Genomic DNA, 22,365 nt, shown 5'->3' on the forward strand with positions numbered 1-22,365 from the left:
GAACATTGCACGAACACTCAGGCTGTGATTAGGTTCGGTGGCGGGAGCTTGTGGAGGGCCGTGACATGAACAGACTCATCCTGGGCGGCGCGGCGGCCGCCCTGCTGCTGGCGGGTTGCGACAGCCCGACGTCGGCGGTCGCGACGCGCGATCGCGCGGCTCAGGCGGGTGTCGAGACCGCCGCGCAGTTCGCCTCGGCGACGGCCGCGGCCGCGGCCGCGCCGGCGGAAATCGCCCCGGCGGCCCTGACGGCCAACCGGAGCGAGAGCGTCGACGAGAAGGTCCGTCGTCTGTTCGAACGCAACGGAGCGGATTTCGGGGCGCGTACGCCAGAGGCCTATCTGGCGCAGGTCGAGGCTTTCACCAAGCGCACGCCGTCCGACGTGGAACGCGCGACGCGGCCGAACGGGGACGTCCTACTATACCAGGCCTCGACCAACACCTTCGCCGTCGTGGACGCCGACGGCGTGGCGCGCACCATGTTCAAGCCGGACGAGGGGGCGGCCTACTGGGAGGAGCAGAAGGCGCGGGCGCCGACCTTCGGGCAGCGACGCGCCTCGAACTGATCGCGACCGGACGCCGGATCAGCGTTCGGCGTCCGACTCGCCCGCCAACTGCCGCACCAGATCGGCCACGAGCCGTTGCCGGTCCGGCGTCAGGCGCGGCGCCAGGCGCGCGATCTCGATCGTGTGCCGGGTCGACGGGAAGTCGTGCTCGAACGCCTGACCCTCGCCCTCGGCCATGCCGGGCTGGGCGTAAAGGCCCTCGAAGAAGTAGGCGGGATCGACCTTGAAGAACTGGGCCACCTGCCAGAGCTTCGACGCCGAGATGCGGTTGGAGCCCTTCTCGTATTTCTGCACCTGCTGGAAGGTCACGCCCAGGGCGCGGCCGAGGTCGGACTGGTTGTAGCCGAGCGCGATCCTCCGTTCTGCCACACGCCGCCCCACATGCCGGTCGACGGGGTGGGGGCCGTCCTCTCCGCTTCTCGCCATCTCGCGTTACGTCCGTTCTCGAAGTGTATGTGAATGCCCGTCGCGACCCCTGAAGTCACGTGAATTCCCGCTCATGGCGAGACGGCGGGCGATGCAGACTCGAGGGGCCGCTTCCTCCGACGACGGAGCACGTCCGCGGCGGCGGGACTGAGCAGGGCGAGGAGCAGGGCCAGCAGGATCAGATCGCCGAAGCGCCCGTAGAGCGTGGCCCGGGTCGGCGCCGGCAGCCGGGCGTCGATCACGCCGCTCTCGCCGGAGTCCAGCCGCTCGCCCTCGACCACCCGGCCCCACGGGTCGATGACGGCGGACACTCCGGTCGGGGTCGAGCGCACGATCGGCAGGCCGGTCTCGATGGCCCGGAAACTCGCCAGGTTCAGGTGCTGCAACGGGCCCGACGACGCGCCGAACCAGGCGTCGTTCGACACATTGACGATCCAGGCCGGGCGGTCGGCGCCTCCCGGCGTGAAGCCGGGGTACAGGCTCTCGTAGCAGATCAGCGGCTGAACGTTCGGCGCCCCGGGCAGGGCGATGGGCGCGGGCCGCGGGCCCGGGGTGAAGTCCGCCGGCACGTGCACCAGGCTGCGCAGGCCGATGCCGCTCATCAGCTCGCCGAGCGGCAGGTACTCGCCGAAAGGCACCAGACGGTGCTTGTCGTAGACCGCCGCGATCCTGAGGCCGTCCGCGCCCTCGTCATGCAGGGCGAACAGGGCGTTATGATAGCGCACCACGCCGTCCTCGCCGGCCTCGGCCCGTCCCAGTCCGACCAGCAGGGTCTGCCCCGGAAGGAGCGCGCGCGCCATCGCCTGGGCTTCCGGCGCGCCCGGCGCGAACACGTCGTTGGCCAGCGCCGGCAGCGCGCCTTCGGGCCAGATCACGATGTCCGGCGTCGCCGCCCCCGGCCGCGCGGTCAGGTTGATGTAGCGCCGGACGATGCCCTCGTAGGCCTCGGGGCTCCATTTGGTCTCCTGCCTCACATCGGCCTGGACGATGCGCAGCAGGGTGTCGGTCGGCTGGAGCTGGGCGCTCGACAGGCGCCAGGCCCCCGCGAGCCAGACCCCGGCGATGAGAGCCACGCCCGCCAGCAGCGCCCCGGCCCGCGCCTTGCGCGTGCCCGCGAGCACCGGCGCCGGCAGCGCCGACACGCCGACCAGCGTGATCAGGGACAGGCCGTACACGCCGACGACCGAAGCCGCCTGGGACATCGGCGAGCCGGCGCCCCAGGTCGCCCCCAGCGGGTTCCAGGGAAAGCCTGTCAGCACATGGCCGCGCAGCCACTCGAAGACGACGAAGATCGCCGAGAAGGTCAGGATCCGCGTCAGCCCCGGCGGCGAGATGCGGCGATGGAGCGCCAGCGCCCCGGCCCAGAACAGCCCGACCCCGGCGGGCAGCAGCGCCACGGCGAAGGGCGCCATCCAGGCCTGGGCGGGATTGACCAGGAAGGCCTCGGCCACCCACCAGGTGCTGATCAGGAAATAGGCGAAGCCCGCCAGCCAGCCCATCCAGGCGGCGCCCTTCACGCCGCTGGACCGGTCCGCCAGCAGCATGAGAGCCGGGTAGCCGAGCAGCCCCGGCAACAGGCCGAAGGGCGGATGGGCGAGCGCCGCGAGCGCGCCGCAGCCCAGCGCCGCCGCGACGCGGGCGAGCGCCTGGAGGTTCAGCCTGACCCTCACGCCGCCCGCTCCGCCACATAGGGGTCGGCGACGCCGAGCGCCTGGAGAATCGTCCGCTCCTCCGCCTCCATCGCCTCGGCCTCGGCCTCGCTCATATGGTCGCGACCGGCGAGGTGCAGCACGCCGTGGACCACCAGATGCGACAGGTGATCGCCCAGGCTCTTGCCCTGCGCCTCGGCTTCAGCCGCGCAGACCCCATAGGCCAGCGACAGGTCGCCGAGCACCTTCGCGCCCGGCTGCGGCGCGGCGGGAAAGGACAGCACGTTGGTGGAGCCGGACTTGGCGCGAAACCGCTGGTTCAGCTCGGCCTGGGTCGCGTCGTCGGTCAGCAGGATCGTGAGCTCGCCCTCGACCCGGGCGGCGACGACGGCGGCGCGGGCGGCGGCTTCCGCACGAACCTCGACGTCCGGCAAGGCGTCGGTCCAGGCGGCTTCCTCGACCTCGATGGAGATCACGGCGTCACCTCGCCCCGCTGACGCGCCGCGTCGGCGTCGTAGGCGCGCACGATCCGCTCCACCATCGCGTGGCGCACCACGTCCCTCGCCTCGAAGGTCATGACCCCGACGCCCTTGACGTCCCTCAGCAGCGACAGGGCGTGGGCCAGGCCGGAATCGCGGGTGTTGACCAGATCGACCTGGCTGGGATCGCCGGTCACGACCATGCGCGCGCCCTCGCCCAGCCGGGTCAGGACCATCTTCATCTGCAGCCGGGTCAGGTTCTGCGCCTCGTCGGCGATGATGAAGGCGTGGCTCAGGGTCCGGCCGCGCATGAAGGCGATCGGCGCGGCCTCGATCTCCCCCTTGTCGCGCCGACGCCGCACGTCGTCCGGGCCCAGGATGTCGTTCAGCGCCTCCCAGATCGGCGCGAGGTAGGGATCGACCTTCTCGTTCAGGTCGCCGGGCAGGAAACCCAGCTTCTCGCCGGCCTCCACCGCCGGGCGGGTGATGACCAGGCGGTCCACCTGGCCGCGCCGCAGCAGGGAGGCGCCGTACGCGGCCGCCAGAAAGGTCTTGCCCGTCCCCGCCGGGCCGACGCCGAAGCTCAACTCGCAGTTCGCCAGGGTCTCGAGATAACGCGCCTGGGCGGCCGTCTTCGGCGCGATCGGGCCGCGCCGACCGACCGGCAGGGCCACCCCGGCCTTGGGCCCCTTGTCCCCGTCCATCGATGCGGCCAGGGCGGCGCGGACATCGGCCTCGGTGATCTCGACGCCCCCGTCAGCGCGCTCGGCGAGGTCCTCGACCACCCGCCTGGCCTGGGCCCGGTCCTTGGCGGACCCGTTGATCGACACGCCCCCGCCCGGCGCCTCGATCAGCACCTTGAAGGCGTCCTCGATGAGGGCGACGTGCCGGCTGTTCGGTCCGATCACGGCCCGAAGCGCGGCGTCGTCCAGGGACAGGAACTCGGAGCTGCGGGCCATTCCCCTAGAGCGCCCCTGCCGCTCGCCGCTGGAAGGGCGAAACCTCATCCGCGGCCGGCGTCTGGATCAGACGTCCCGTCAGGCTGTTCTGCTGGCCGGAGACGATCTCGACCTCGACGATGCGACCGATCAGATGATCCGCCGCCTCGACGTGCACGGACTGGAGATAGGGCGAGCGGCCGATGGCCTGGCGGCCGTGGCGGCCCTTCTTCTCGAACAGCACGGGCAGGACGCGCCCGGCGAGCGACGCATTGAAGCCGACCTGCTGCTGGACCAACAGCGCCTGGAGCGCATGCAGCCGGCCGCGGGAGACCTCGTCGGGCACGGGCGCGGCCATGCTCGCGGCGGGCGTGCCCGGGCGCGGCGAATACATGAAGGAGAAGGCGGAGGCGTAGTTCACCCGCCGCACCAGATCGAGCGTATCCTCGAAATCGCGATCCGTCTCGCCGGGGAAGCCGACGATGAAGTCCCCCGACAGCGCCATGTCCGGCCGCGCCTCGCGGATACGGTCGATCAGGTCGAAGTACTTCTGGCGCCCGTGCTTCCTGTTCATCAGCCGCAGGATGCGGTCCGAGCCCGACTGAACCGGCAGGTGCAGATAGGGCATCAGCTGCGGCAGGTCGCGGTGCGCGGCGATCAGGTCGTCGGTGAAGTCGTTCGGGTGGCTGGTGGTGTAGCGGATGCGCTCCAGCCCCGGGATCTCCGCAAGGGCGTGCGCCAGCCGCGCCAGCGAGGACGGCGATCCGTCCTGACCCTCGCCGTCATAGGCGTTGACGTTCTGACCCAGCAGCGTGACCTCACGCACGCCGCGCGCCGCCAGATCGCGCGCCTCGGCGAGCACCGCCGCCACCGGTCGCGACCACTCCGCGCCGCGCGTGTAGGGCACCACGCAGAAGGTGCAGAACTTGTCGCAGCCCTCCTGCACGGTGAGGAAGGCGGTGACGCCGTCGACCCCGCGCGCCACGGGCAGGGCGTCGAACTTCTCATCCGGCGCGAAGTCGGCGCCGATCCGCTCGCCCCGCGCCCGGGCGGTGCGGGTCAGAAGCTCCGGCAGCTGATGATAGGCCTGCGGGCCGACCACCAGATCGACCGCCGGCTGGCGGCGCATGATCTCCTCGCCCTCCGCCTGGGCGACGCAGCCGGCCACGGCGATGGTCAGGGCCCCCGCCTTCTCCTCCTTCAGCATCCTGAGCTTGCCGAGCTCGGAATAGACCTTCTCCGCCGCCTTCTCGCGGATGTGGCAGGTGTTCAGGATGACGAAGTCGGCCGCCTCGACCTGATCCGTCGGCGCATAGCCGAGCGGGCGCAGGACGTCGGCCATGCGCTCGGAGTCGTAGACGTTCATCTGGCAGCCGTAGGTCTTGATGAACAGGCGCTTGGGCGCGCCGTTCGCCCGGGCCGCCGGGGCGGTGTCGGTCATGCGGGGTCTCTTAGGCGCTCGGGCGCGCGCGCGCCATCACATGCGCCCGTTAGCCGAAGATTTCGGCGGCGGGGAGGCGTCAGGACGCGGCCTGGGCGCCGGGGCGATGCCGCTTGAACACCAGGCCCTCGCGATCCTCGGGCGAGGCGCCGGGGATCGGCTTGCCGTAGAGCTCCAGCTTGTGGCCCACGAGCTCGAACCCCAACCGCTGGGCGATCTCGCTCTTCAGCCGCTCGATCTCGGCGTCGAAGAATTCGATGACGTCCCCGGTGCGGGTGTCGATCAGGTGATCGTGGTGGTCGTCGCCGGCCTCTTCGTAGCGGCTGCGGCCATCGCCGAAGTCGTGCTTCTCGACCACGCCCGCCTCTTCGAACAGGCGCACGGTGCGATAGACGGTGGCGATCGAGATGTGCGGGTCGATGGCCGAGGCGCGTCGGTACAGCTCCTCCACGTCCGGGTGATCCTCGGCCTGGGACAGCACGCGGGCGATGACGCGCCGCTGTTCGGTCATGCGCATGCCGCGCTCGACGCAGAGTTTCTCGATCCGATCCATGGCGCGGAAAATAGGCGCTGTTCGCCTGTCAGGGAAGCTTCAGTTCGCGCGACAGGACCAGGGCGTCGATCGCCCCGCCCGGACGGGCGTAGTAGCCGCGCCGCACGCCCGCCTCGGCGAAGCCGGTCGCGGCGTAGAGCGCGCGCGCCGCGACGTTGTCGACGGCCACCTCCAGGAACAGGCGGGTCGCCCCCTCGGCGGCCAGGGCCGCGGCGGCTTCGTCGATGAGGCCCCGGCCGATGCCGGCGCGGCGGCGTTCCGGATCGACCGCCAGGGTCAGGATCTCGGCCTCGTCGACGGTCAACCGCGTCAGGATGAACCCGTGCGGCGCGGCGTGGACACGCGTGGTCGGCTGAGCCAGCAGCTGGGCGAAGGCGTCCTCCGGCCAGGGATCGGCGAAGGCGCGGGCGTGCAGGCGGGCCAGGGCGACGGCGAGCTCCGTCATGACTTCGGTTCGCGCCCCGGACGCGTCTGGCCCGGACGTCGGGTGGGCGTCGCCGCATCCGGCGCGCGCAGATAGAGCGGTCGGGCCGGACGCTCGCTCCGGAGCGCTGCGGCGACGAGCCCCTCCAGGCTGGGCGCGGGGAGGTCGAAGGGCTCCGCCGCCGGCAGGACGGACGCCAGCAGCGACGCGCCGGAGCCCACGATCCGGCGGGGCGGCGGGTCCGAGAGTTCCGGCGGCAGGGCGTCCAGGCGATGGGCGGCGGGATCGGCGACGGCGCGGCCGTCCTGAAACGACTGGGCGTAGACCTCCCCCCGGCGCGCGTCGATGGCCGCGAGGGTCAGCCCCTCGTCCGCCGCCGAAGCCGCGAGCGCCTCCAGGGTCGTGACCCCGACCACCGGCCGCCCCAGGGCCGCGCCCAGCCCCAGGGCGAACGCCAGCCCGACCCGTAGGCCGGTGAACGATCCCGGTCCGACCGTCACGGCGATCCGATCCAGGTCGTCGAAGCCCCCGGCCTCGGCGACGACGTCGCGAACGAGGCCGCCGAGCCGCTCCTGATGCCCCTTCGACATCAGCTCGCGACGGCCGGCGAGGATCGCCCGCCCCTCGAAGGCGGCCACGCTGAGGGCCCCCAGCGCGGTGTCGATGACAAGGCCGCGCATCAGCGACGGCCTCGCCCAGGGATCAGTGCGGGACCAGCGCCTCCGCGATCTGCGCCAGCGCCCGGCGAACGGCGACGGAGGGGATGCTCGGGAAGACCGCCGCGAGGCGTCGACCCTCGGGCGTCTCCATCAGGCGAGGTTGAAGCGGCGGGGAGGGCTCGGCCCCGTCGGGAAAGAAGTCGCCCACCGAGGCGCCGAGCACCAGGGCGATCTGATGCAGCCGAGACGCCGACACCCGGTTCACGCCCGTCTCGTACTTCTGCACCTGCTGGAAGCTGATGCCCAGGCGCTCGGCCAGGACCGCTTGCGACCAGCCCAGCGCCTGTCGGCGCGCGGCGATCCTGAGGCCGACCAGGGCGTCGATCGCCGGATCGGGCCGGCGGGGACTGCGTCGTACGTCTGCGCTCACCGGGCCTCGCCTCCGAAATCGGAGCGCACCCTAGGCCGGATGATTTCATTATACAACTATATTGTTTCATCAGGGGTCGATCCGAGCCACGACGGCGTGCACGCCCCGCAAATCCGCGCGACGCAGCGTCTCCACCTCCGTCAGCCCCGCCCCGCCCCGCAGCCGCACCACGTCCGCGTCCGCGCCGTCGTACAGACGCACCATCAGGCGGCCGTCCGCGGTCTCCACCACGCAGCCCTGATCCCGCCGCGGCCAGCGCCCCGGCGCGTACTCGATGACCACGCCGGAGACGGCCCAGGGCGCGAGACGGTCGTCGTCCAGCTGAAGCCGTCGCAGGGTCGGCGGAGCCGCCGCCGTGAAGGTTCGTCCCTGGGCCTCCACGCCCCCCGTCGCCGGGGCCCGGTCAGGCTCGCCGCCGACGCGCGCGAGCGCGAGCCGCAGATCCTCGGGCGTCAGATCCAGCGCGCCGGTCAGCCGCGCCTGGACGTCCGGCCGGAACAGCCCGGGTCGGCGCCCCGCCTCGTACAGCCCCCAGGCCTGGCTGGTCATGCCGACCGCCGCGCCGGCCTCGGCCTGGCTGAGCCCTTGGCGACGACGCAGGTCGGCGAGCGCGGCGGCCAGCCGCGCCAGCTCCTCCGCCGCCTTGGGATCGAACCGCGCCATCGGGATCAGGGTGGATCAAGCCGGCCGACGCGGCCAGCGAAATCGTTTCAGTGAAACTAGAGCGTCTGCTCCACCCGCACCACCTCGGGAACGTAGTGGCGCATCATCTGCTCGACCCCGGCCTTCAGCGTCGCGGACGACGAGGGGCAGCCGGCGCAGGCCCCGCGCATGCGCAGATAGAGCGTGCCGTCCGCCTCGTCGAAGCGGTCGAACAGGATGTCGCCGCCGTCTTGGGCCACCGCCGGACGTATGCGGCTGTCCAGCAGCGCCTTGATCTCGGCGACGATCTCGCTGTCGTCCTCGGCGTGGCCGTCCGCCTCACCGCCGCGCGTCAGCGGCTGGCCCGAGACGAAATGATCCATGATCGCGGCGAGCAGCGGAGCCTTGATCTCGCTCCAGTCCGGGCCGTGGCTCGCCCGGGTCACGGCCACGTAGTCCGCGCCGAAGAACACCGCCTCCACCCCATCGACCTGGAACAGCGCCTCGGCCAGCGGCGAGGCGGTCGCGGCGTCGACGTCGCGGTATTCCAGCGCCCCTTCCGTCGCCACGGCGCGGCCGGGCAGGAACTTCAGCACGTTCGGATTGGGCGTGGGTTCGGTCTGGATGAACATGGGCCGCAGATGCGCCTCCGGGCGCGGCTTCGCAAGCCTAGCCCAAGGGCTCCGGCGGAAAGGCGCGCCACCAGCCGGTGATCGACAAGCGCGGGGCCCCGGCGAAGGGCGCCACCATGCTGACCGCGTGGCCCTGGGGCACCTTGAACAGGTTCAGCGTGTTGAACCCCGGCGTCAGGGTCTCTGTCACGTCGCCGGCGTCGTCCAGGAACTGCAGCAGCCCGCCCCACTCGATGCGCCAGGTCGGACACAGGTTCAGCACATAGGCGTAGAGCCGACCGGCGCGATCCAGCTGATCCGTATGGCGGTTCAGGAAATGGCCCGGCAGGTAGCGCGTCGCCTGGGCGTCGACATAGGCGATGCGGTCGTCGCCGGTCAGGGCGCGGGCGTAGGCCAGGAAGGCATCGCTGTTGAACCGCCGATGCAGCTCGGCCAGAGGCTCCGGCGCGAGCGGGCTGGGCACGCCGCCGACGTCCACGCGCCAGCGGTCGAAGATGAACTGGAAACCGTCGCGGGCCTCCCCGTGCACCTTGGACAGGATCCGCACCTGCTCCTCGATGGGCAGGCCTTCGAAGACCGGGACCGGCACCTCGACGTCGCCCGGCGTCTCGATCGCCCGCTGCCAGTCGACAGGTCCGCCGGCCAGAAGCGCGTGCAGCGCCCGCGCCTGATCGTCGGGCAGAAGCCCGTCCACCCGGGTGCGGCCGGTCCGGGCCAGCCGTTCGACGCAGGCCGGAGGCGGGGTCACGAGTCCACCGTCACCACGACCTTGCCCATCACGCCGCGCGCCGACAGGGCGGCGATCGCCTCGCCCGACTTCTCCAGCGGAAAGGTGCGGCTGACGCGCGGCTTGATCTTGCCCTCTGCGTAGAGGGCGAACAGCTCGGCCATGTCCTCCGCGTGCGCCTTCGGATCACGCATCACATGGGCGCCCCAGAAGACGCCGATCACGCTGACCGACTTCAGAAGGGTCAGGTTCAGCGGCAGCGACGGAATGCCCGCCGGGAAGCCCACCACCAGATAGCGCCCGTTCCAGTCCATGGCCCGGAGCGCCGGGTCGGCGTAGTCGCCGCCGACGGCGTCATAGACCACGTCCGCCCCGTCCTTGCCGCAGGCCAGCTTCAGCTCGCTGGACAGGGCCTTCTGCGCCGCCTTGTCCATCGCGCCGGTCGGATAGATCAGGCCGTTGTCGGCGCCGAGCTCCAGCGCGAACTCAACCTTCTCGTTGGTCGAGGCGGCGGCGACCACATGGGCCCCCATGGCCTTGCCCAGCTCCACCGCCGCGGCCCCGACGCCGCCCGCCGCGCCCAGCACCAGCAACCGCTCGCCCGCCTGAAGCTGCGCCCGCCGCTTCAGGGCGTAGTAGCTGGTGCCGTAGGTCATGACGAAGGCGGCGGCCTGATCGAACGGCATGCCGTCCGGGATCTTCATGACGCCGGCGGCCGGGACCGCGATGCGCTCGGCCAGGGCGCCCCAGCCGGGCACGGCGATGACGCGATCGCCCTTGAACAGGCCCTTGACCCCCTCGCCGACCGCCTCGATCACGCCCGCCGCCTCGCCGCCCGGCGAGAACGGGCGTTCGGGCCGGAACTGGTACTTGTCCTCGATGATCAGGGTGTCGGGGAAGTTGATGCCCACCGCCCTGACCTCGATCACCACCTGGCCGGGGCCGGGCGTCGGGTCCAACACCTCCTCGACGACCAGGGTCTCGGGACCGCCGGGGGCTTTGGACAGGACGGCGCGCATGAGGCCTCGCTTCAAGGCTGTTTCGGGGAGCGGGCGATGGCGCCCGTGAGCCCGCGACGCTAATCAGCGACAGGGCCCGTGAAAAGAGGCCCGCGAGAAACGCGCAAGGAAGCCAAGATGTCCCGCTACGCCCTCATCCTGCACGGCGGCGCCGGCGCGCGCCGCAGCCGCGACTACTCGGCCGAGGTGGTTCACATGCGCGAGGTCGTCGAGGCCATGCGGCCCCGGCTGGCGCAAGGGGCCCCGGCGCTGGACGTGGCGGTCCAGACGGTCGAGCGGCTTGAGGCGTCGGGCCTCTATGTCGCCGGGCGCGGCGCCTCGCCCAACACTGACGGGGTCTATGAACTGGACGCCGGCCTGATGGACGGCGCCTCGGGCAGGGCCGGCGCGGTGGCGGCGCTGGTCGGCTTCCAGAGCCCGGTCCGGGCCGCGCGCGCCGTCATGGACCGCACCCCGCATGTGCTGCTGGTGGGGGACGGCGCGGCGCGCTTCGCCGCGGAGGCGGGGCTGGAGCGCATCGACGACCCCGAGGCCTGGTTCACCCGCGCCGGACAGGGCGAGGACAACCATCCGCCGGGCGTGACGGCGGGCGCCTTGCAGCATGGGACGGTCGGCTGCTGCGTGCTGGACCGGGACGGACGGCTGGCGGCGGCGACCTCCACCGGCGGGGTGTTCGGCAAGCTGCCGGGCCGGGTCGGGGACACGCCGCTGATCGCGGCCGGGACCTGGGCCGACGGCCGCGTCGCGGTCTCCTGCACCGGCCAGGGCGAGTATTTCATACGCACGGCGGCGGCGGCGCGGGTCGGGTTCGAGGTCGAGGCGGGGCGGGCCCTGGCGGAGGCCGCCGCCGGCGTCATCGCCCGCATCGGCGCCATGGGCGGCGACGGCGGGCTTATCGCGCTGGATCGAGACGGAAACCTCGCGGACCCCTTCAACAGCCAGGGCATGAAGCGCGCCTGGCTGGGCGTCGACGGCGAGGTGGGGGTCGAGGTGTTCGGGACGCGAGGCTAGGCAGTAGGCAGTAGGCAGGAGGCAGTAGTGGTGTCGTCCGCAGGTCCCACTGCCCACTGCCCACTGCCCACTGCCTACTGCCCAACCCTAGGCCGACAGGCACACCACCTGCGCGACCCTGAGCTCACGGCGCAGGTCGTCGGCGACGAGGCCGTAGTTGTCGACGGTGATCGGCCGACCGGTGACCGGTTCGTCCGGCCGCTGCTCGCCCCGGATGGCGGGGCCCAGGGTGTCCGGCGCGGTGGTGTAGATGCGGCCCCGACGCGGAGCCTCGGCGATGGTGACAGCGACCATCCGGCCTTGCCGGTCGAGCGCCGGCGCGCCGGACAGACCCGCCAGCGTGCCCCTCAGGCCCTCGGTGCGGCCGACCTCCGCCCAGGCCAGCACCGGCTCGTCCCGCGCGCCACGACCGCGCACCCTCAGCGTCTCCCGCCCCAGAAGCCGGCTCGTCACCTCCCCCGGGCGGCCCTGCGGGAAGCCGGGGTGAAAGGCGCGCTGACCCTCCCTCAGGGGCTCGACCACCGCCACCGGCAGGGCGGGCGGCCCGCCCTGGGTCAGCAAGAGCGCGATGTCCGCGCGCGGCGCCAGCCGCACGTCCGCCGCGATGGCGCGCCCGCCGCCGACCACCAGCGCGGGCTGGCGGCAGCCCTCGACCACGTGCCGCGCCGTCAGCCACCGGCCGTTCGCGGCGATGGAGAAGGCGGTGCCCGACGAGGGCCGGAACGGGGTGTTCGGCGCATCGACGATGACGGTGGGGTCGAAGGGCGTCACGGGGCCGAGCAGCGCGCCCTCCACCTCGTCCGGCGGCGGCGGCGCGGGCGGCGCGGCGTCACGCTCGCGGTTCAGCGACCCGATCAGCAGGGCCAGGGCGACCAGCGCATAGACGACCCAGTCCGGCAGCCGCATCGCCGCCTCAGCCGCTGAAGGCGGCGGCCAGGATCACGGCGCTGGACAGCTTAGCCGCGACCAGCAGCACGGCGGCGGAGACCTCGCCTTCCTGGATGCGCTGCGGCAGGCCCGTCAGAATCGCGTCGACGATGCGGAAGGCCAGCAGCTGGATCACCAGGGCCGCCAGTCCCCAGAGCGCGATCTCGGTCAGGGAGGTGGAAGCCGACATGGACACCGCCAGCGGCAGCGCCAGCCCCATCAGCACCCCGCCGAAGGCCACCGCGGCCGCCGAATTCCCCTGGCGGATCAGCTCGATCTCCTTCCAGGGCGTCAGCAGCGCATAGACCATCGCGCCCACGAACAGCAGCGCCACGGTCACGCCGGCGTGCAGCATCGTGGTCGGGAAACCGGCCGCGAAGGCCTGAACCTCGGGTGACGACAGGGTGGGCAGCGACTGGGGATCCATCAGGGCCGGGCGAACAGAAGGGCGGACGACGACGCTTGCCCCAATCCCGCCCGAATCCGCAAGCGCCGCCCGGCCACAGTCTGTGACGAAACGTTACGCCGCGTCCCGCTCGGCCTTCCTGAGGGCGCTGGCGCGGACCTTCTCGCTTTCGCTCTTCAGCTGGCCGCAGGCGGCGAGGATGTCGCGGCCGCGCGGGGTGCGGATGGGCGAGGCGTAGCCGGCGCGGTTCAGGATCGCGGCGAAGGCCTCGATCGTCTTCCAGTCCGAGCACTGATAGTCCGTGCCCGGCCAGCGGTTAAACGGGATCAGGTTCACCTTGGCGGGGATGCCCTGGATCAGCTTGACCAGGGCGCGCGCCTCGTCCGGGCTGTCGTTGACGCCCTTCAGCATCACGTACTCGAACGTCACCCGCTTGGCGTTGCCCAGCCCCGGATAGGCGCGGATCGCGGCCATCAGCTGATCGAGCGGATACTTCTTGTTCAGCGGCACCAGCACGTCGCGCAGCGCATCGTTGGTGGCGTGCAGGCTGATCGCCAGCATGGTCCCGGTGCGCTCCCCGAGCTCCGGGATCATCGGCACGACGCCCGAGGTCGACACCGTGATGCGGCGGCGCGAAATGGCGATGCCCTCCCCGTCGGCGATGATGTCGACGGCGTCGGCGACGTTGTCGAGATTGTAGAGCGGCTCGCCCATGCCCATGAACACGATGTTCGACAGGCGGCGATCCTCCTTCGGCGAAGGCCATTCGCCGAGGTCGTCGCGCGCCACCTGGACCTGGGCCACGATCTCGGCGGCGGTCAGGTTCCTCACCAGCTTCTGGGTGCCGGTGTGGCAGAAGGTGCAGTTCAGGGTGCAGCCGACCTGCGACGACACGCACAGGGCGCCCGCGCGACCGACGTCGGGAATGTAGACCGTCTCGATCTCGATGCCCGGGGCGGTGCGGATCAGCCATTTGCGCGTGCCGTCCCTGGACACCTGGCGCTCGACGATCTCCGGCCGGTCCAGGGTGAAGGCCTCGGCGAGCTTGGCCCGCGTGTCCTTGGCCACGTCGCTCATGGCCGCGAAGTCGGTGACGCCGTAGTGGTGGATCCAGCGCCAGACCTGCGACGCGCGCATCTTCGCCTTCTCGGGCGGGCAGACGTCGGCCTCGATCAGCGCCAGGCGCAGGCCCTCGCGCGTGAGACCGGTCAGGTTCACGGGCGCCTTCGGGGCCGGGGATGCGGCGCGGCTGAGGTCGAGCGTGACGCTCACGGACAATCCTTCGAGGGCGGCGGGAAGGACCGCGCATATAGCACGGATCGGCGCAGGATTAAGGCTGGGGACGCTCTCAGCCTTGCGCGTTGCGGATGGCGGCGGCGCCGAACAGGGGCGTCAGCGCCGTGGCGAAGAGCGAATAGGCGGCCAGGAAGGCGAGCGGGGCCAGCGCCGAGACGCCTTCCGCCGCCCTCAACACCGCGCCCGCGCCGAAGATCACCGGCGGGATGAACAGCGGCAGCGCCACCACCGCGATCAGCACCCCGCCCCGACGGGCGCCGAGCGCCACCGCCGCCCCCAGCGCCCCGGTGAAGGCCAGGCCCAGGCCGGCGATCGCGCCCGCCAGGGCCGCGACCGGCAGGGCTGAGGGCGCAAGACCCAGCGCCAGGGCCGCGACGGGCGCCGCCGCCGCCAGCGGTAGGCCGAGCGCGATCCACTGGGCCAGCGCCTTGACCGCGAACACCGCCTCGAGCGGCAGGGGCCCGAGCGTCAGGAGGTCCAGCGCCCCGTCCTCCAGGTCGCGCTCGAACAGCCGCTCCAGCGACAGCAGCATGGCCAGCACCAGGGCGATCCAGGCGACGCCGCCCGCCAGCCAGGCCAGCACGCCTGCGTCCGACCCCACCGCCAGCGGTATCAGGGTCGTCAGACACGCCAGGAACGCCAGCGCCAAGAGCGGCCCGCCGCCGCCCGACCAGGCCAGCGCCAGCTCGCGCCTGAGGAGGAGCGCCGCCGCTCTCATCCCTCGCCTCCCACCCGAACCTCGCGCGCGGCGATCGGCAGCGGATCGTGAACGGCCGCCAGGATCATCCCGCCGCCGTCCAGATGCGCGCGCATCCGCGCCCCGAACGCCTCGCGCCAGCGGGCGTCCAGCGGCGTCAGCGGTTCGTCCAGCAGCCACAGGGGGCGCGGCGCCGCGATCAGGCGGGCGAGCGCCAGCCGCCGCCTCTGCCCCGCCGACAGCCGCCGCACCTCCAGATCCATCAGGGGCTTGAGCCCCAGCGACTCGACCGCAGGCCCGACTTCGCCCCCTCCGAGCCAGCGGGTTTGGAACGCCAGCTCCTCGGCCGCGGTGCGGCCGCCCTTCAACCCGTCGAGGTGGCCGACCATGTGCACATGCCGAGCGCGCGCCGTCTCGGCGTCGACCGGCCCGCCCGGCCCCTCGAACACGATCTCGCCGTCGTCCGGCTTCAGGAATCCCGCCACGGCGCGCAGCAGCGAGGTCTTGCCCGCCCCATTGGCCCCGGTCAGCGTCACGGCCTCGCCCGCACCCAGCCGCAGGTCGAGGCCCCCGAACAGAGGGCGCTCGCCGCGCGAGACGGTCAGGTCGCGGATGGAGAGCGAAGTCAGCACGCGAACCGCCCGAAACTGCGAGCGTTTCTCATCTTCGCGCGTGCATGGACGCCGACGTTCGTCGGGACTAAGAGACCCTTCGCCGCAGCGGGCCTTCGCCGCGCGCGCCGGGGTCCTGTGCGCCCCGTCGCCGAGCGCGCGGGGGCGCAACCGAATCGTCGGGCGGCGATGACCAGAGGAACCCTCCCATGCCGTCAGTCGACAGCCTTTCCACCCGCCGGGACCTGACCGTCGGGCGCAAGAAGTACGCCTTCTACAGCCTTCCCGCCGCCGAGGAAGCCGGTCTGACCGGCATCGCCCGCCTGCCGCGCTCGATGAAGGTGCTGCTGGAGAACCTGCTTCGCAACGAGGACGGGGTGTCCGTCACCGAGGCGGACCTGAAAGCCGTCGCGGCCTGGATCGACAACAAGGGCGCGGTCGAGCACGAGATCGCCTTCCGCCCCGCCCGCGTCCTGATGCAGGACTTCACCGGCGTGCCGGCGGTCGTGGACCTGGCCGCCATGCGCGACGCCATGACGGCGCTGGGCGGCGATCCGGCGAAGATCAATCCGCTGAACCCGGTCGACCTGGTCATCGACCACTCGGTGATGGTGGACCACTTCGGCACGCCGGGCGCCTTCGAGGCGAACGTCGAGCGCGAGTACGAGCGCAACATCGAGCGCTACCGCTTCCTGCGCTGGGGCTCCTCGGCCTTCAACAACTTCCGGGTCGTGCCGCCGGGCACCGGCATCTGCCACCAGGTCAACCTTGAGCACCTGGCGCAGACCGTCTGGACCGCCGCCGAAGGCAAGGCGACCGTCGCCTACCCGGACACGGTGGTCGGCACCGACAGCCACACCACCATGATCAACGGCCTGGCCGTGCTGGGCTGGGGCGTCGGCGGGATCGAGGCCGAGGCCGCCATGCTGGGCCAGCCGATCCCCATGCTGATCCCCGAGGTGATCGGCTTCCGCCTGACCGGCAAGCTGCCGGAAGGCGCGACCGCCACCGACCTGGTTCTGACCGTCACCCAGATGCTGCGCAAGAAGGGCGTGGTCGGCAAGTTCGTGGAGTTCTTCGGTCCCGGCGTCTCGGCCCTGACCATCGAGGACCAGGCCACGATCGCCAACATGGCCCCGGAGTACGGGGCCACCTGCGGCTTCTTCCCGGTCTCGCAGGCCACGATCGACTACCTGACCGCCACCGGCCGGGAGAAGGCCCGCGTCCAGCTGGTCGAGGCCTACGCCAAGGCGCAAGGCCTCTGGATCGACGAGACCAGCGAGGATCCGATCTTCACGGACGTGCTGGAACTGGACGTCTCCACCGTGGTGCCGTCGCTGGCCGGTCCGAAGCGTCCGCAGGACCGAGTGCTCCTGACCTCGGCCGCCGCCGAGTTCGAAACGGCGCTGACCGACACTTTCCAGCGCCCGGCCGACGCGGCCCGCGCCGCCGTCGAGGGCGAAAGCTTCGACGTGGGCGACGGCGACGTGGTGATCGCCGCCATCACCAGCTGCACCAACACCTCCAACCCGTCGGTGCTGATCGCCGCCGGCCTGGTGGCCAGGAAGGCCAATGCGCTGGGCCTGAAGGTCAAGCCGTGGGTCAAGACCTCGCTGGCCCCGGGCTCGCAGGTGGTCACCGACTATCTGACCGACGCCGGTCTTCAGGCGGACCTGGACGCGCTGGGCTTCAACCTTGTCGGCTACGGCTGCACCACCTGCATCGGCAACTCCGGTCCCCTGCCGGAGAACATCTCCAAGGCGGTCAACGAGAACGACCTGGTCGCCGTCAGCGTGCTGTCGGGCAACCGCAACTTCGAAGGCCGGGTGAACCCCGACGTCCGCGCCAACTACCTGGCCAGCCCGCCGCTGGTCGTGGCCTACGCCCTGGCCGGCTCGATGCGCATCGACCTGACGACCCAGCCGATCGGTCAGGACAAGACGGGCAAGGACGTCTTCCTGAAGGACATCTGGCCGACCTCGGCCGAGATCGCCGCGATCCAGAAGAAGTCCGTCACGCCCAAGATGTTCGCCAAGCGCTACGCCGACGTGTTCAAGGGCGATCGGCACTGGCAGGCGATCGAGGTGACCGGCGGCCAGACCTACGGCTGGGACGACGCCTCGACCTATGTGCGCAACCCGCCCTACTTCGAGGGCATGTCGATGGAGCCGGCGCCGATCGTCGATATCGTCGAGGCCCGCATCCTGGGTATCTTCGGCGACTCCATCACCACCGACCACATCAGCCCGGCGGGCTCGATCAAGACCGCCTCGCCGGCTGGCAAGTACCTGACCGGCCACGGGGTGGAGCCGCTGGACTTCAACTCCTACGGCGCGCGTCGCGGGAACCACGAAGTGATGATGCGCGGCACCTTCGCCAACATCCGCATCCGGAACAAGATCACGCCCGAGATCGAGGGCGGGGTCACCAAGCACTTCCCGTCCGGCGAGACCATGTCGATCTACGACGCGGCCATGCGCTACCAGTCCGAGGGCCGGCCGCTGGTCGTGTTCGCGGGCAAGGAGTACGGCACCGGCTCCTCGCGCGACTGGGCGGCCAAGGGCACGCGCCTGCTCGGCGTGCGCGCGGTGATCGCCGAGAGCTATGAGCGCATCCACCGCTCCAACCTGGTCGGGATGGGCGTGGTGCCGCTCCAGTTCAAGGCGGAAGGCTGGACGAAGCTCGGCCTCACCGGCGACGAGATCGTCACCATCCGGGGCCTGTCGGACGCCAACATCGGCAAGCTGAAGCCCCGCCAGGAGTTGTTCGTCGAGCTGTTCCGCCCGGCGGACGGCAAGATGGCCCGCTTCCCGGTCCGCTGCCGCATCGATACCGAGACCGAGATGGAGTACTTCAAGGCGGGCGGCGTCATGCCGTTCGTGCTGAGGAACCTGGCGCGCGGCTGACCGGCCCCGACGACGAAGGGGGTCCGGCCGTCGCCTTCTTGAAAGGCTGAGGCATGCACGGACCCCTGCGGCCGCCCTGCGAAGCCGGCGTCATCGCCGCCGAACGGTCGCCGAAACGGGTTCGACCCGGCGGCGTGCTGGCCGCCGCCGTCATGGGCTCCAGCCTGGCCTTCATCGACGGCTCGGCGCTCGGCGTCGCGCTTCCGGCCATCCAGGGCGACCTCGGTGCCGACGCCGCCCAGGCCCAGTGGATCGCCAACGCCTATCTGCTGACGCTCGGCGCCTTTGTCCTGGTCGGCGGCGCGGGCGGGGACCGGTTCGGAAGACGCCGGGTGTTCGCGACCGGGGTGGTGCTGTTCGCCCTGGCCTCCGTCGCCTGTGCGCTGGCGACCGACGCCGACGCGCTGATCTGGGCCCGGGGCGTGCAGGGGGTGGGCGCGGCGCTGCTGACCCCCGCGTCCCTCGCCCTGATCGGCGCCAACTTCCCGAAGGAACAGCGGGGCCGCGCGTTCGGCCTGTGGGCGGGGTTCGGGGCGCTGGCCGGCATGGCGGGGCCGCTGATCGGCGGGGCTTTGGCGGATTTCGCCAGCTGGCGAGTGATCTTCTGGATCAACCTGCCGCTGGCGGCGACCGCCCTCATCCTGGCCTTCGTCTTCACGCCTGAAAGCCGAGACCCGGACGCGAAGGGACTGGACCTCGTCGGCGCGGCGCTGGCGGTCGCGGGGCTCGCGGCGTTGACCTGGGGTTTGACCGTGCTGCCCGAGCGGGGCGCGACGGCGCCGACGCTGGCCGCGCTGGCCGGCGGGAGCGGTCTGGCCGCCGCATTCATCGTGCACGAGCGTCGGGCGGCGCACCCCATGACCCCGCCGAGCCTGTTCGCCTCCAGGGTCTTCAGCGGGATGAACGTCCTGACCTTCCTGCTCTACTTCGCGCTGGGCGGCGTCATGTTCTTCCTGCCCTTCGACCTGATCCGCAGCCATGGCTTCAGCGCCTCTGCGGCGGGGGCGGCGCTGTTGCCCTTCGCGGCGATCATGGGGCTGTTCTCGGGGCTGGCGGGGCGGATCGCCGACCGCTTCGGCGCCCGGCTGTCGCTGAGCTTGGGCCCGCTCCTGGCGACCTTCGGGCTGCTGCTCCTCGCCGCGCCGTCGCCGGGCGCGGGATTCGTCGAGGGGCCGCTGCCGGGGGTCACGGTGCTGGCGATCGGCATGACCCTGGTGGTCGGGCCCCTGACCGCCGCGGTCATGGGCGCGGCCCCGGACGGTCAGGCGGGGGTGGCCTCGGGCGTGAACAACGCGGTGGCGCGAGTGGCCGGGCTGGTCGCGGTCGCGTCGTTGGGGGGCGTATTGAACCTGGGCTATATGCTGGGCGCATCCTACGCCCCGGTCTCCGACGTCATGAGCGGCGCCGTGACCGACCCGGTCGCGGTCGCCGCCTTCCACGACGGCGTGCGCGCCGTCCTGATCGTCTGCGCCGCCGCCTCCGCCCTGGCGGGGGCGGCGGGATGGTGGGCGCTGAAACCTCAGAGCGCCGAGTAAAGCGCCTCGATCAGCCGCATCGCGCGCGGGTCGCCGATCAGATACGGGCTCTGGCGCGTCATCACATAGGCGGCGGAGACCCGCCTGGAAGCGTCGGCGAAGGCGCAGGAGCCGCCCCAGCCGTAGTGGCCGACGGCGTCGGGGTTCGGCCCCAGCACGTTCAGCCGCTTGTTGCGCATGAACCCCGCGCCCCAGCTGATGTCGAAGGGCAGCACCTTGTCGCGGCCCCACACCCGCTCCCGGGTCGCCTGGGCGACGACCGAGGGCGACAGGATCGCGCGCCCATCAAGCGTTCCGCCGGTCGCCAGGATAGACATGATCCGCGCCAGCGCCGGGGCCGTGCCGTGCAGGTTCGCCGACGGGATTTCCGCCATGCGCCATTCGGCCGAGCCGCGCCCGCCGGGGGCCGAGGCCTTGTCCAGAAAGGCGGCGCGCTTGACCTCGTCGATCTCCCCGAGATCGGGCGGCGCGGAGGGCTTCTTCAGCTGCGCCACCCGGCCGTGTTCACTCTCAGGCAGGCCGATCCAAAGGTCCAGACCGAACGGCTCGGCGAAGTCCTGGCGCAGCGCCTGACCCATTGTGCGACCGTCGGCGCGGCGGAACACTTCGTTGGCCAGGAACCCGACCGTGATCGGATGATAGCCCGAGCCCGCGCCCGGCTCCCACATCGGCGCCTGGGCCGCCAGCCGGTCCAGAACGGCCTGCGGATCGAACCAGATCGAGGGATCGACCGTCTCCGAGAAGCCCGGCAGGCCCGACTGGTGCGACAGCAGCTGACCGACGGTGATCCGATCCTTGCCGGCCTGGCCGAAGGCGGGCCACAGGTCGGCGACCCTCTCCTCATAGGCCAGCTTGCCGCGCTCGACAGCATGCGCGACCAGCAGCGCCATCACCGCCTTTCCGGTCGAGAACACCGGCGTCAGCGTGTCGGGGCCGTAGGCGACGGTCCGCGCCGCGTCGGCGAACCCGCCCCGAAGGTCGATCGTCACCTCCCCGTCGATACAGACGGCGAAGCGCGCGGCCTGTTCGTTCAGGCCCTCAGGGGCGTCGGTGAAATTGGCGGCGAAGGCGTCCTTCACCGCGGCGAACCGCTCGGGACAGGTTCCGTGGATCTCGGTCATGCGGTCATTCCGGGGAGGTCCTCGACGCCAGATAGGCCATGACGCCGTCGGCGGCCACCACGCCGGACGCGAAACAGGCCTGGAGCAGATAGCCGCCCGTCGGCGCCTCCCAGTCCAGCATCTCGCCGGCCACGAACACGCCGGGCAGCGGGGTGAGCATCAGCCCGTCGTCGACCTGGTCCAGCGCCACGCCGCCGGCGGAGGAGATGGCGCGGTCCAGTCCCTGAACGCCGGCGACAACGAGTTCAAGCGATTTAATCCGTTGGCTGAGCGATTGAGGTTCCGAAGGCGGCGCGCCCGCTTCGCGCAGCAGGGCCACGGCGGCGCCGGACAGGCCGGCCGCCTTGCGCAGGCGGTTCGACAGGCTGTCGCGCGTCGCCGTCCTCGCCAGCCTCTCGGCGAGCCGGTCGGCGGTGACGTCCGGCTTGAGGTCCAGGGTCAACCGGCGCGCGCCCCTGAGCTCTGTCGAAAGCGCATAGACCACGCCGCCTTCGAGGCCGTAGCGGGTCACGACCGCCTCACCGCGCGCAGTTCGTCCGTTTACGGACAGTTGAATGTTCTTCAGCGGGGCGCCCGCCCAACGCTCGATCAGCGGCTCGGACCAGTCGATGTTCACGCCCATGTTCGACGGAGCGAAAGGTTCGACCCGGATCCCCCGCGCGGTCAGCCCGGGCGCCCACCCGCCGTCCGAACCGAGACGGGGCCAGCTGGCGCCGCCCAGCGCCAGCACGACGGCGTCGGGCGCGACGGACTCCGGACCGTCCGGCCCTTCGATCATGAGGGCGTCGCCGCTCCAGCCGGTCCAGCGACGCCGCGTCTCCACCCGGACGCCCATCGATTCGAGGCGCGCCAGCCAGGCGCGCAGGAGGGGCGAGGCCTTCATCGCTTCGGGAAACACCCGGCCCGAGGCGCCCACGAAGGTCGGCTGGCCCAGACCCTGGGCCCAGGCGATCAGGTCCCCGGGACCAAACCGCGCCAGCCACCGCTCGACCCTCGGTCGCGCCGCTCCATAGCGTCCTCCAAACCGCTCGAGCGGCTCGGAATGCGTCAGGTTCAGTCCGCCCCGACCCGCCATCAGGAACTTGCGCGCCGGCGAGGGCATGGCCTCGAACACGCGCACGCGAAGACCTGAGCCCGCCAGCCGCTCGGCGGCCATCAGACCGGCGGGACCGGCGCCGATCACGGCGACGAGGGGCTGGGCGGACATGGCCTGCGTCTAGAAGCCGCTCGCGCGCTTGGCCAGAGGCGGGAGCGCATGGAGCCCCCGCGA

24 protein-coding genes are annotated in these 22,365 nt (G+C 71.7%); 4 read left to right on the forward strand and 20 right to left on the reverse strand.

What is annotated here, in order from left to right; genetic code table 11:
* Positions 1-65: 65 nt before the first annotated feature.
* Positions 66-566, forward strand: coding sequence for an S-type pyocin family protein (locus ACFFGE_RS09195; RefSeq protein ID WP_376836035.1), 501 nt, complete (start codon positions 66-68; stop codon positions 564-566).
* Positions 567-584: 18 nt separating this feature from the next.
* On the opposite strand, the gene ACFFGE_RS09200 is transcribed toward ACFFGE_RS09195, so the two are convergent.
* The 13 genes from ACFFGE_RS09200 to ACFFGE_RS09260 all read right to left on the reverse strand — a co-directional run bounded on the left by ACFFGE_RS09200 (position 585) and on the right by ACFFGE_RS09260 (position 10,585).
* Positions 585-992: a helix-turn-helix domain-containing protein gene (locus ACFFGE_RS09200; RefSeq protein WP_376836036.1), complete on the reverse strand. Its 408-nt coding sequence runs from the start codon at positions 990-992 to the stop codon at positions 585-587.
* 71 nt (positions 993-1,063) lie between these two features.
* The gene (gene lnt / locus ACFFGE_RS09205) at positions 1,064-2,662 is read right to left on the reverse strand and encodes an apolipoprotein N-acyltransferase (RefSeq protein WP_376836037.1); all 1,599 of its coding nucleotides are present in this window, start codon (positions 2,660-2,662) and stop codon (positions 1,064-1,066) included.
* Positions 2,659-3,117, reverse strand: coding sequence for an rRNA maturation RNase YbeY (ybeY, locus tag ACFFGE_RS09210; protein WP_376836038.1), 459 nt, complete (start codon positions 3,115-3,117; stop codon positions 2,659-2,661). The genes lnt and ybeY overlap by 4 nt, the downstream gene beginning before the upstream one ends.
* Positions 3,114-4,079 (reverse strand): PhoH family protein, encoded by a 966-nt coding sequence (locus ACFFGE_RS09215; RefSeq protein WP_376836039.1) that lies wholly within the window; start codon positions 4,077-4,079, stop codon positions 3,114-3,116. The genes ybeY and ACFFGE_RS09215 overlap by 4 nt, the downstream gene beginning before the upstream one ends.
* A gap of 4 nt (positions 4,080-4,083) precedes the next feature.
* Entirely contained in the window at positions 4,084-5,499 is a 1,416-nt protein-coding gene (miaB, locus tag ACFFGE_RS09220) for a tRNA (N6-isopentenyl adenosine(37)-C2)-methylthiotransferase MiaB (protein WP_376836040.1), read from the reverse strand.
* Between the two features lie 79 nt (positions 5,500-5,578).
* The gene (locus ACFFGE_RS09225; protein ID WP_376836042.1) at positions 5,579-6,052 is read right to left on the reverse strand and encodes a Fur family transcriptional regulator; all 474 of its coding nucleotides are present in this window, start codon (positions 6,050-6,052) and stop codon (positions 5,579-5,581) included.
* Positions 6,053-6,080: 28 nt separating this feature from the next.
* Entirely contained in the window at positions 6,081-6,497 is a 417-nt protein-coding gene (gene rimI / locus ACFFGE_RS09230) for a ribosomal protein S18-alanine N-acetyltransferase (protein WP_376836043.1), read from the reverse strand.
* Positions 6,494-7,156 (reverse strand): tRNA (adenosine(37)-N6)-threonylcarbamoyltransferase complex dimerization subunit type 1 TsaB, encoded by a 663-nt coding sequence (gene tsaB / locus ACFFGE_RS09235; RefSeq protein ID WP_376836044.1) that lies wholly within the window; start codon positions 7,154-7,156, stop codon positions 6,494-6,496. Before tsaB ends, rimI begins: the two co-directional genes overlap by 4 nt.
* Before the next feature lie 22 nt (positions 7,157-7,178).
* On the reverse strand, positions 7,179-7,565 hold the full coding sequence (locus ACFFGE_RS09240; RefSeq protein ID WP_376836045.1) for a helix-turn-helix domain-containing protein: 387 nt from the start codon (positions 7,563-7,565) through the stop codon (positions 7,179-7,181).
* Positions 7,566-7,634: 69 nt separating this feature from the next.
* Positions 7,635-8,228, reverse strand: a complete 594-nt coding sequence (locus tag ACFFGE_RS09245; protein ID WP_376836047.1) for a helix-turn-helix domain-containing protein — start codon at positions 8,226-8,228, stop codon at positions 7,635-7,637.
* A 56-nt stretch (positions 8,229-8,284) separates the two neighbouring features.
* Complete coding sequence (locus tag ACFFGE_RS09250) at positions 8,285-8,839, reverse strand: NifU family protein (protein WP_376836048.1); 555 nt, start codon at positions 8,837-8,839, stop codon at positions 8,285-8,287.
* 37 nt (positions 8,840-8,876) lie between these two features.
* A complete protein-coding gene (locus tag ACFFGE_RS09255; protein WP_376836050.1) occupies positions 8,877-9,587 on the reverse strand; it encodes a 2OG-Fe(II) oxygenase in 711 nt (236 codons plus the stop codon).
* Positions 9,584-10,585, reverse strand: coding sequence for an NADPH:quinone oxidoreductase family protein (locus ACFFGE_RS09260; RefSeq protein WP_376836052.1), 1,002 nt, complete (start codon positions 10,583-10,585; stop codon positions 9,584-9,586). The genes ACFFGE_RS09255 and ACFFGE_RS09260 overlap by 4 nt, the downstream gene beginning before the upstream one ends.
* 117 nt (positions 10,586-10,702) lie before the next feature.
* Here ACFFGE_RS09260 and ACFFGE_RS09265 point away from each other — a divergent pair, with 117 nt between their 5' ends.
* The gene (locus ACFFGE_RS09265; RefSeq protein ID WP_376836053.1) at positions 10,703-11,596 is read left to right on the forward strand and encodes an isoaspartyl peptidase/L-asparaginase family protein; all 894 of its coding nucleotides are present in this window, start codon (positions 10,703-10,705) and stop codon (positions 11,594-11,596) included.
* Between the two features lie 87 nt (positions 11,597-11,683).
* On the opposite strand, the gene ACFFGE_RS09270 is transcribed toward ACFFGE_RS09265, so the two are convergent.
* The 5 genes from ACFFGE_RS09270 to ccmA form a co-directional block, all read right to left on the reverse strand.
* A complete protein-coding gene (locus tag ACFFGE_RS09270) occupies positions 11,684-12,502 on the reverse strand; it encodes a S1 family peptidase (RefSeq protein ID WP_376836054.1) in 819 nt (272 codons plus the stop codon).
* Positions 12,503-12,509: 7 nt separating this feature from the next.
* Positions 12,510-12,950: a DUF350 domain-containing protein gene (locus tag ACFFGE_RS09275; RefSeq protein WP_376836055.1), complete on the reverse strand. Its 441-nt coding sequence runs from the start codon at positions 12,948-12,950 to the stop codon at positions 12,510-12,512.
* Between the two features lie 93 nt (positions 12,951-13,043).
* Complete coding sequence (gene rlmN / locus ACFFGE_RS09280) at positions 13,044-14,201, reverse strand: dual-specificity RNA methyltransferase RlmN (protein WP_376836056.1); 1,158 nt, start codon at positions 14,199-14,201, stop codon at positions 13,044-13,046.
* 76 nt (positions 14,202-14,277) lie between these two features.
* Positions 14,278-14,943, reverse strand: coding sequence for a heme exporter protein CcmB (ccmB, locus tag ACFFGE_RS09285; RefSeq protein WP_376836057.1), 666 nt, complete (start codon positions 14,941-14,943; stop codon positions 14,278-14,280).
* A complete protein-coding gene (gene ccmA, locus ACFFGE_RS09290; RefSeq protein WP_376836058.1) occupies positions 14,940-15,554 on the reverse strand; it encodes a heme ABC exporter ATP-binding protein CcmA in 615 nt (204 codons plus the stop codon). The genes ccmB and ccmA overlap by 4 nt, the downstream gene beginning before the upstream one ends.
* A gap of 188 nt (positions 15,555-15,742) precedes the next feature.
* On the opposite strand from ccmA, the gene acnA reads away from it, so the two are divergent.
* The gene (gene acnA, locus ACFFGE_RS09295; RefSeq protein ID WP_376836059.1) at positions 15,743-18,439 is read left to right on the forward strand and encodes an aconitate hydratase AcnA; all 2,697 of its coding nucleotides are present in this window, start codon (positions 15,743-15,745) and stop codon (positions 18,437-18,439) included.
* Between the two features lie 53 nt (positions 18,440-18,492).
* Positions 18,493-19,974: an MFS transporter gene (locus tag ACFFGE_RS09300; protein ID WP_376836060.1), complete on the forward strand. Its 1,482-nt coding sequence runs from the start codon at positions 18,493-18,495 to the stop codon at positions 19,972-19,974.
* Here the strand turns inward: ACFFGE_RS09300 and ACFFGE_RS09305 are convergent.
* Positions 19,959-21,095, reverse strand: a complete 1,137-nt coding sequence (locus ACFFGE_RS09305; protein WP_376836061.1) for a serine hydrolase domain-containing protein — start codon at positions 21,093-21,095, stop codon at positions 19,959-19,961. The genes ACFFGE_RS09300 and ACFFGE_RS09305 overlap by 16 nt on opposite strands.
* Positions 21,096-21,099: 4 nt before the next feature.
* The gene (locus ACFFGE_RS09310; protein WP_376836063.1) at positions 21,100-22,302 is read right to left on the reverse strand and encodes a BaiN/RdsA family NAD(P)/FAD-dependent oxidoreductase; all 1,203 of its coding nucleotides are present in this window, start codon (positions 22,300-22,302) and stop codon (positions 21,100-21,102) included.
* Positions 22,303-22,365: the final 63 nt, after the last annotated feature.

The sequence above is a fragment of the Brevundimonas balnearis genome (assembly GCF_042434805.1).
GTDB lineage: Bacteria > Pseudomonadota > Alphaproteobacteria > Caulobacterales > Caulobacteraceae > Brevundimonas > Brevundimonas balnearis.

What these genes read in the sequence shown, in the direction of transcription:
- ACFFGE_RS09195 (WP_376836035.1), top strand. Translation starts at nt 66, where the DNA reads ATGAACAGACTCATCCTGGGCGGCGCGGCGGCCGCCCTGCTGCTGGCG.
- ACFFGE_RS09265 (WP_376836053.1), top strand. Translation starts at nt 10,703, where the DNA reads ATGTCCCGCTACGCCCTCATCCTGCACGGCGGCGCCGGCGCGCGCCGC.
- ACFFGE_RS09275 (WP_376836055.1), bottom strand. Translation starts at nt 12,950, where the DNA reads ATGGATCCCCAGTCGCTGCCCACCCTGTCGTCACCCGAGGTTCAGGCC.
- ACFFGE_RS09215 (WP_376836039.1), bottom strand. Translation starts at nt 4,079, where the DNA reads ATGGCCCGCAGCTCCGAGTTCCTGTCCCTGGACGACGCCGCGCTTCGG.
- ACFFGE_RS09250 (WP_376836048.1), bottom strand. Translation starts at nt 8,839, where the DNA reads ATGTTCATCCAGACCGAACCCACGCCCAATCCGAACGTGCTGAAGTTC.
- ACFFGE_RS09310 (WP_376836063.1), bottom strand. Translation starts at nt 22,302, where the DNA reads ATGTCCGCCCAGCCCCTCGTCGCCGTGATCGGCGCCGGTCCCGCCGGT.
- miaB (WP_376836040.1), bottom strand. Translation starts at nt 5,499, where the DNA reads ATGACCGACACCGCCCCGGCGGCCCGGGCGAACGGCGCGCCCAAGCGC.
- ACFFGE_RS09270 (WP_376836054.1), bottom strand. Translation starts at nt 12,502, where the DNA reads ATGCGGCTGCCGGACTGGGTCGTCTATGCGCTGGTCGCCCTGGCCCTG.
- acnA (WP_376836059.1), top strand. Translation starts at nt 15,743, where the DNA reads ATGCCGTCAGTCGACAGCCTTTCCACCCGCCGGGACCTGACCGTCGGG.
- ACFFGE_RS09305 (WP_376836061.1), bottom strand. Translation starts at nt 21,095, where the DNA reads ATGACCGAGATCCACGGAACCTGTCCCGAGCGGTTCGCCGCGGTGAAG.
- ACFFGE_RS09260 (WP_376836052.1), bottom strand. Translation starts at nt 10,585, where the DNA reads ATGCGCGCCGTCCTGTCCAAAGCCCCCGGCGGTCCCGAGACCCTGGTC.
- ACFFGE_RS09300 (WP_376836060.1), top strand. Translation starts at nt 18,493, where the DNA reads ATGCACGGACCCCTGCGGCCGCCCTGCGAAGCCGGCGTCATCGCCGCC.
- ACFFGE_RS09225 (WP_376836042.1), bottom strand. Translation starts at nt 6,052, where the DNA reads ATGGATCGGATCGAGAAACTCTGCGTCGAGCGCGGCATGCGCATGACC.
- ccmB (WP_376836057.1), bottom strand. Translation starts at nt 14,943, where the DNA reads ATGAGAGCGGCGGCGCTCCTCCTCAGGCGCGAGCTGGCGCTGGCCTGG.
- ACFFGE_RS09200 (WP_376836036.1), bottom strand. Translation starts at nt 992, where the DNA reads ATGGCGAGAAGCGGAGAGGACGGCCCCCACCCCGTCGACCGGCATGTG.
- tsaB (WP_376836044.1), bottom strand. Translation starts at nt 7,156, where the DNA reads ATGCGCGGCCTTGTCATCGACACCGCGCTGGGGGCCCTCAGCGTGGCC.
- rimI (WP_376836043.1), bottom strand. Translation starts at nt 6,497, where the DNA reads ATGACGGAGCTCGCCGTCGCCCTGGCCCGCCTGCACGCCCGCGCCTTC.
- ACFFGE_RS09245 (WP_376836047.1), bottom strand. Translation starts at nt 8,228, where the DNA reads ATGGCGCGGTTCGATCCCAAGGCGGCGGAGGAGCTGGCGCGGCTGGCC.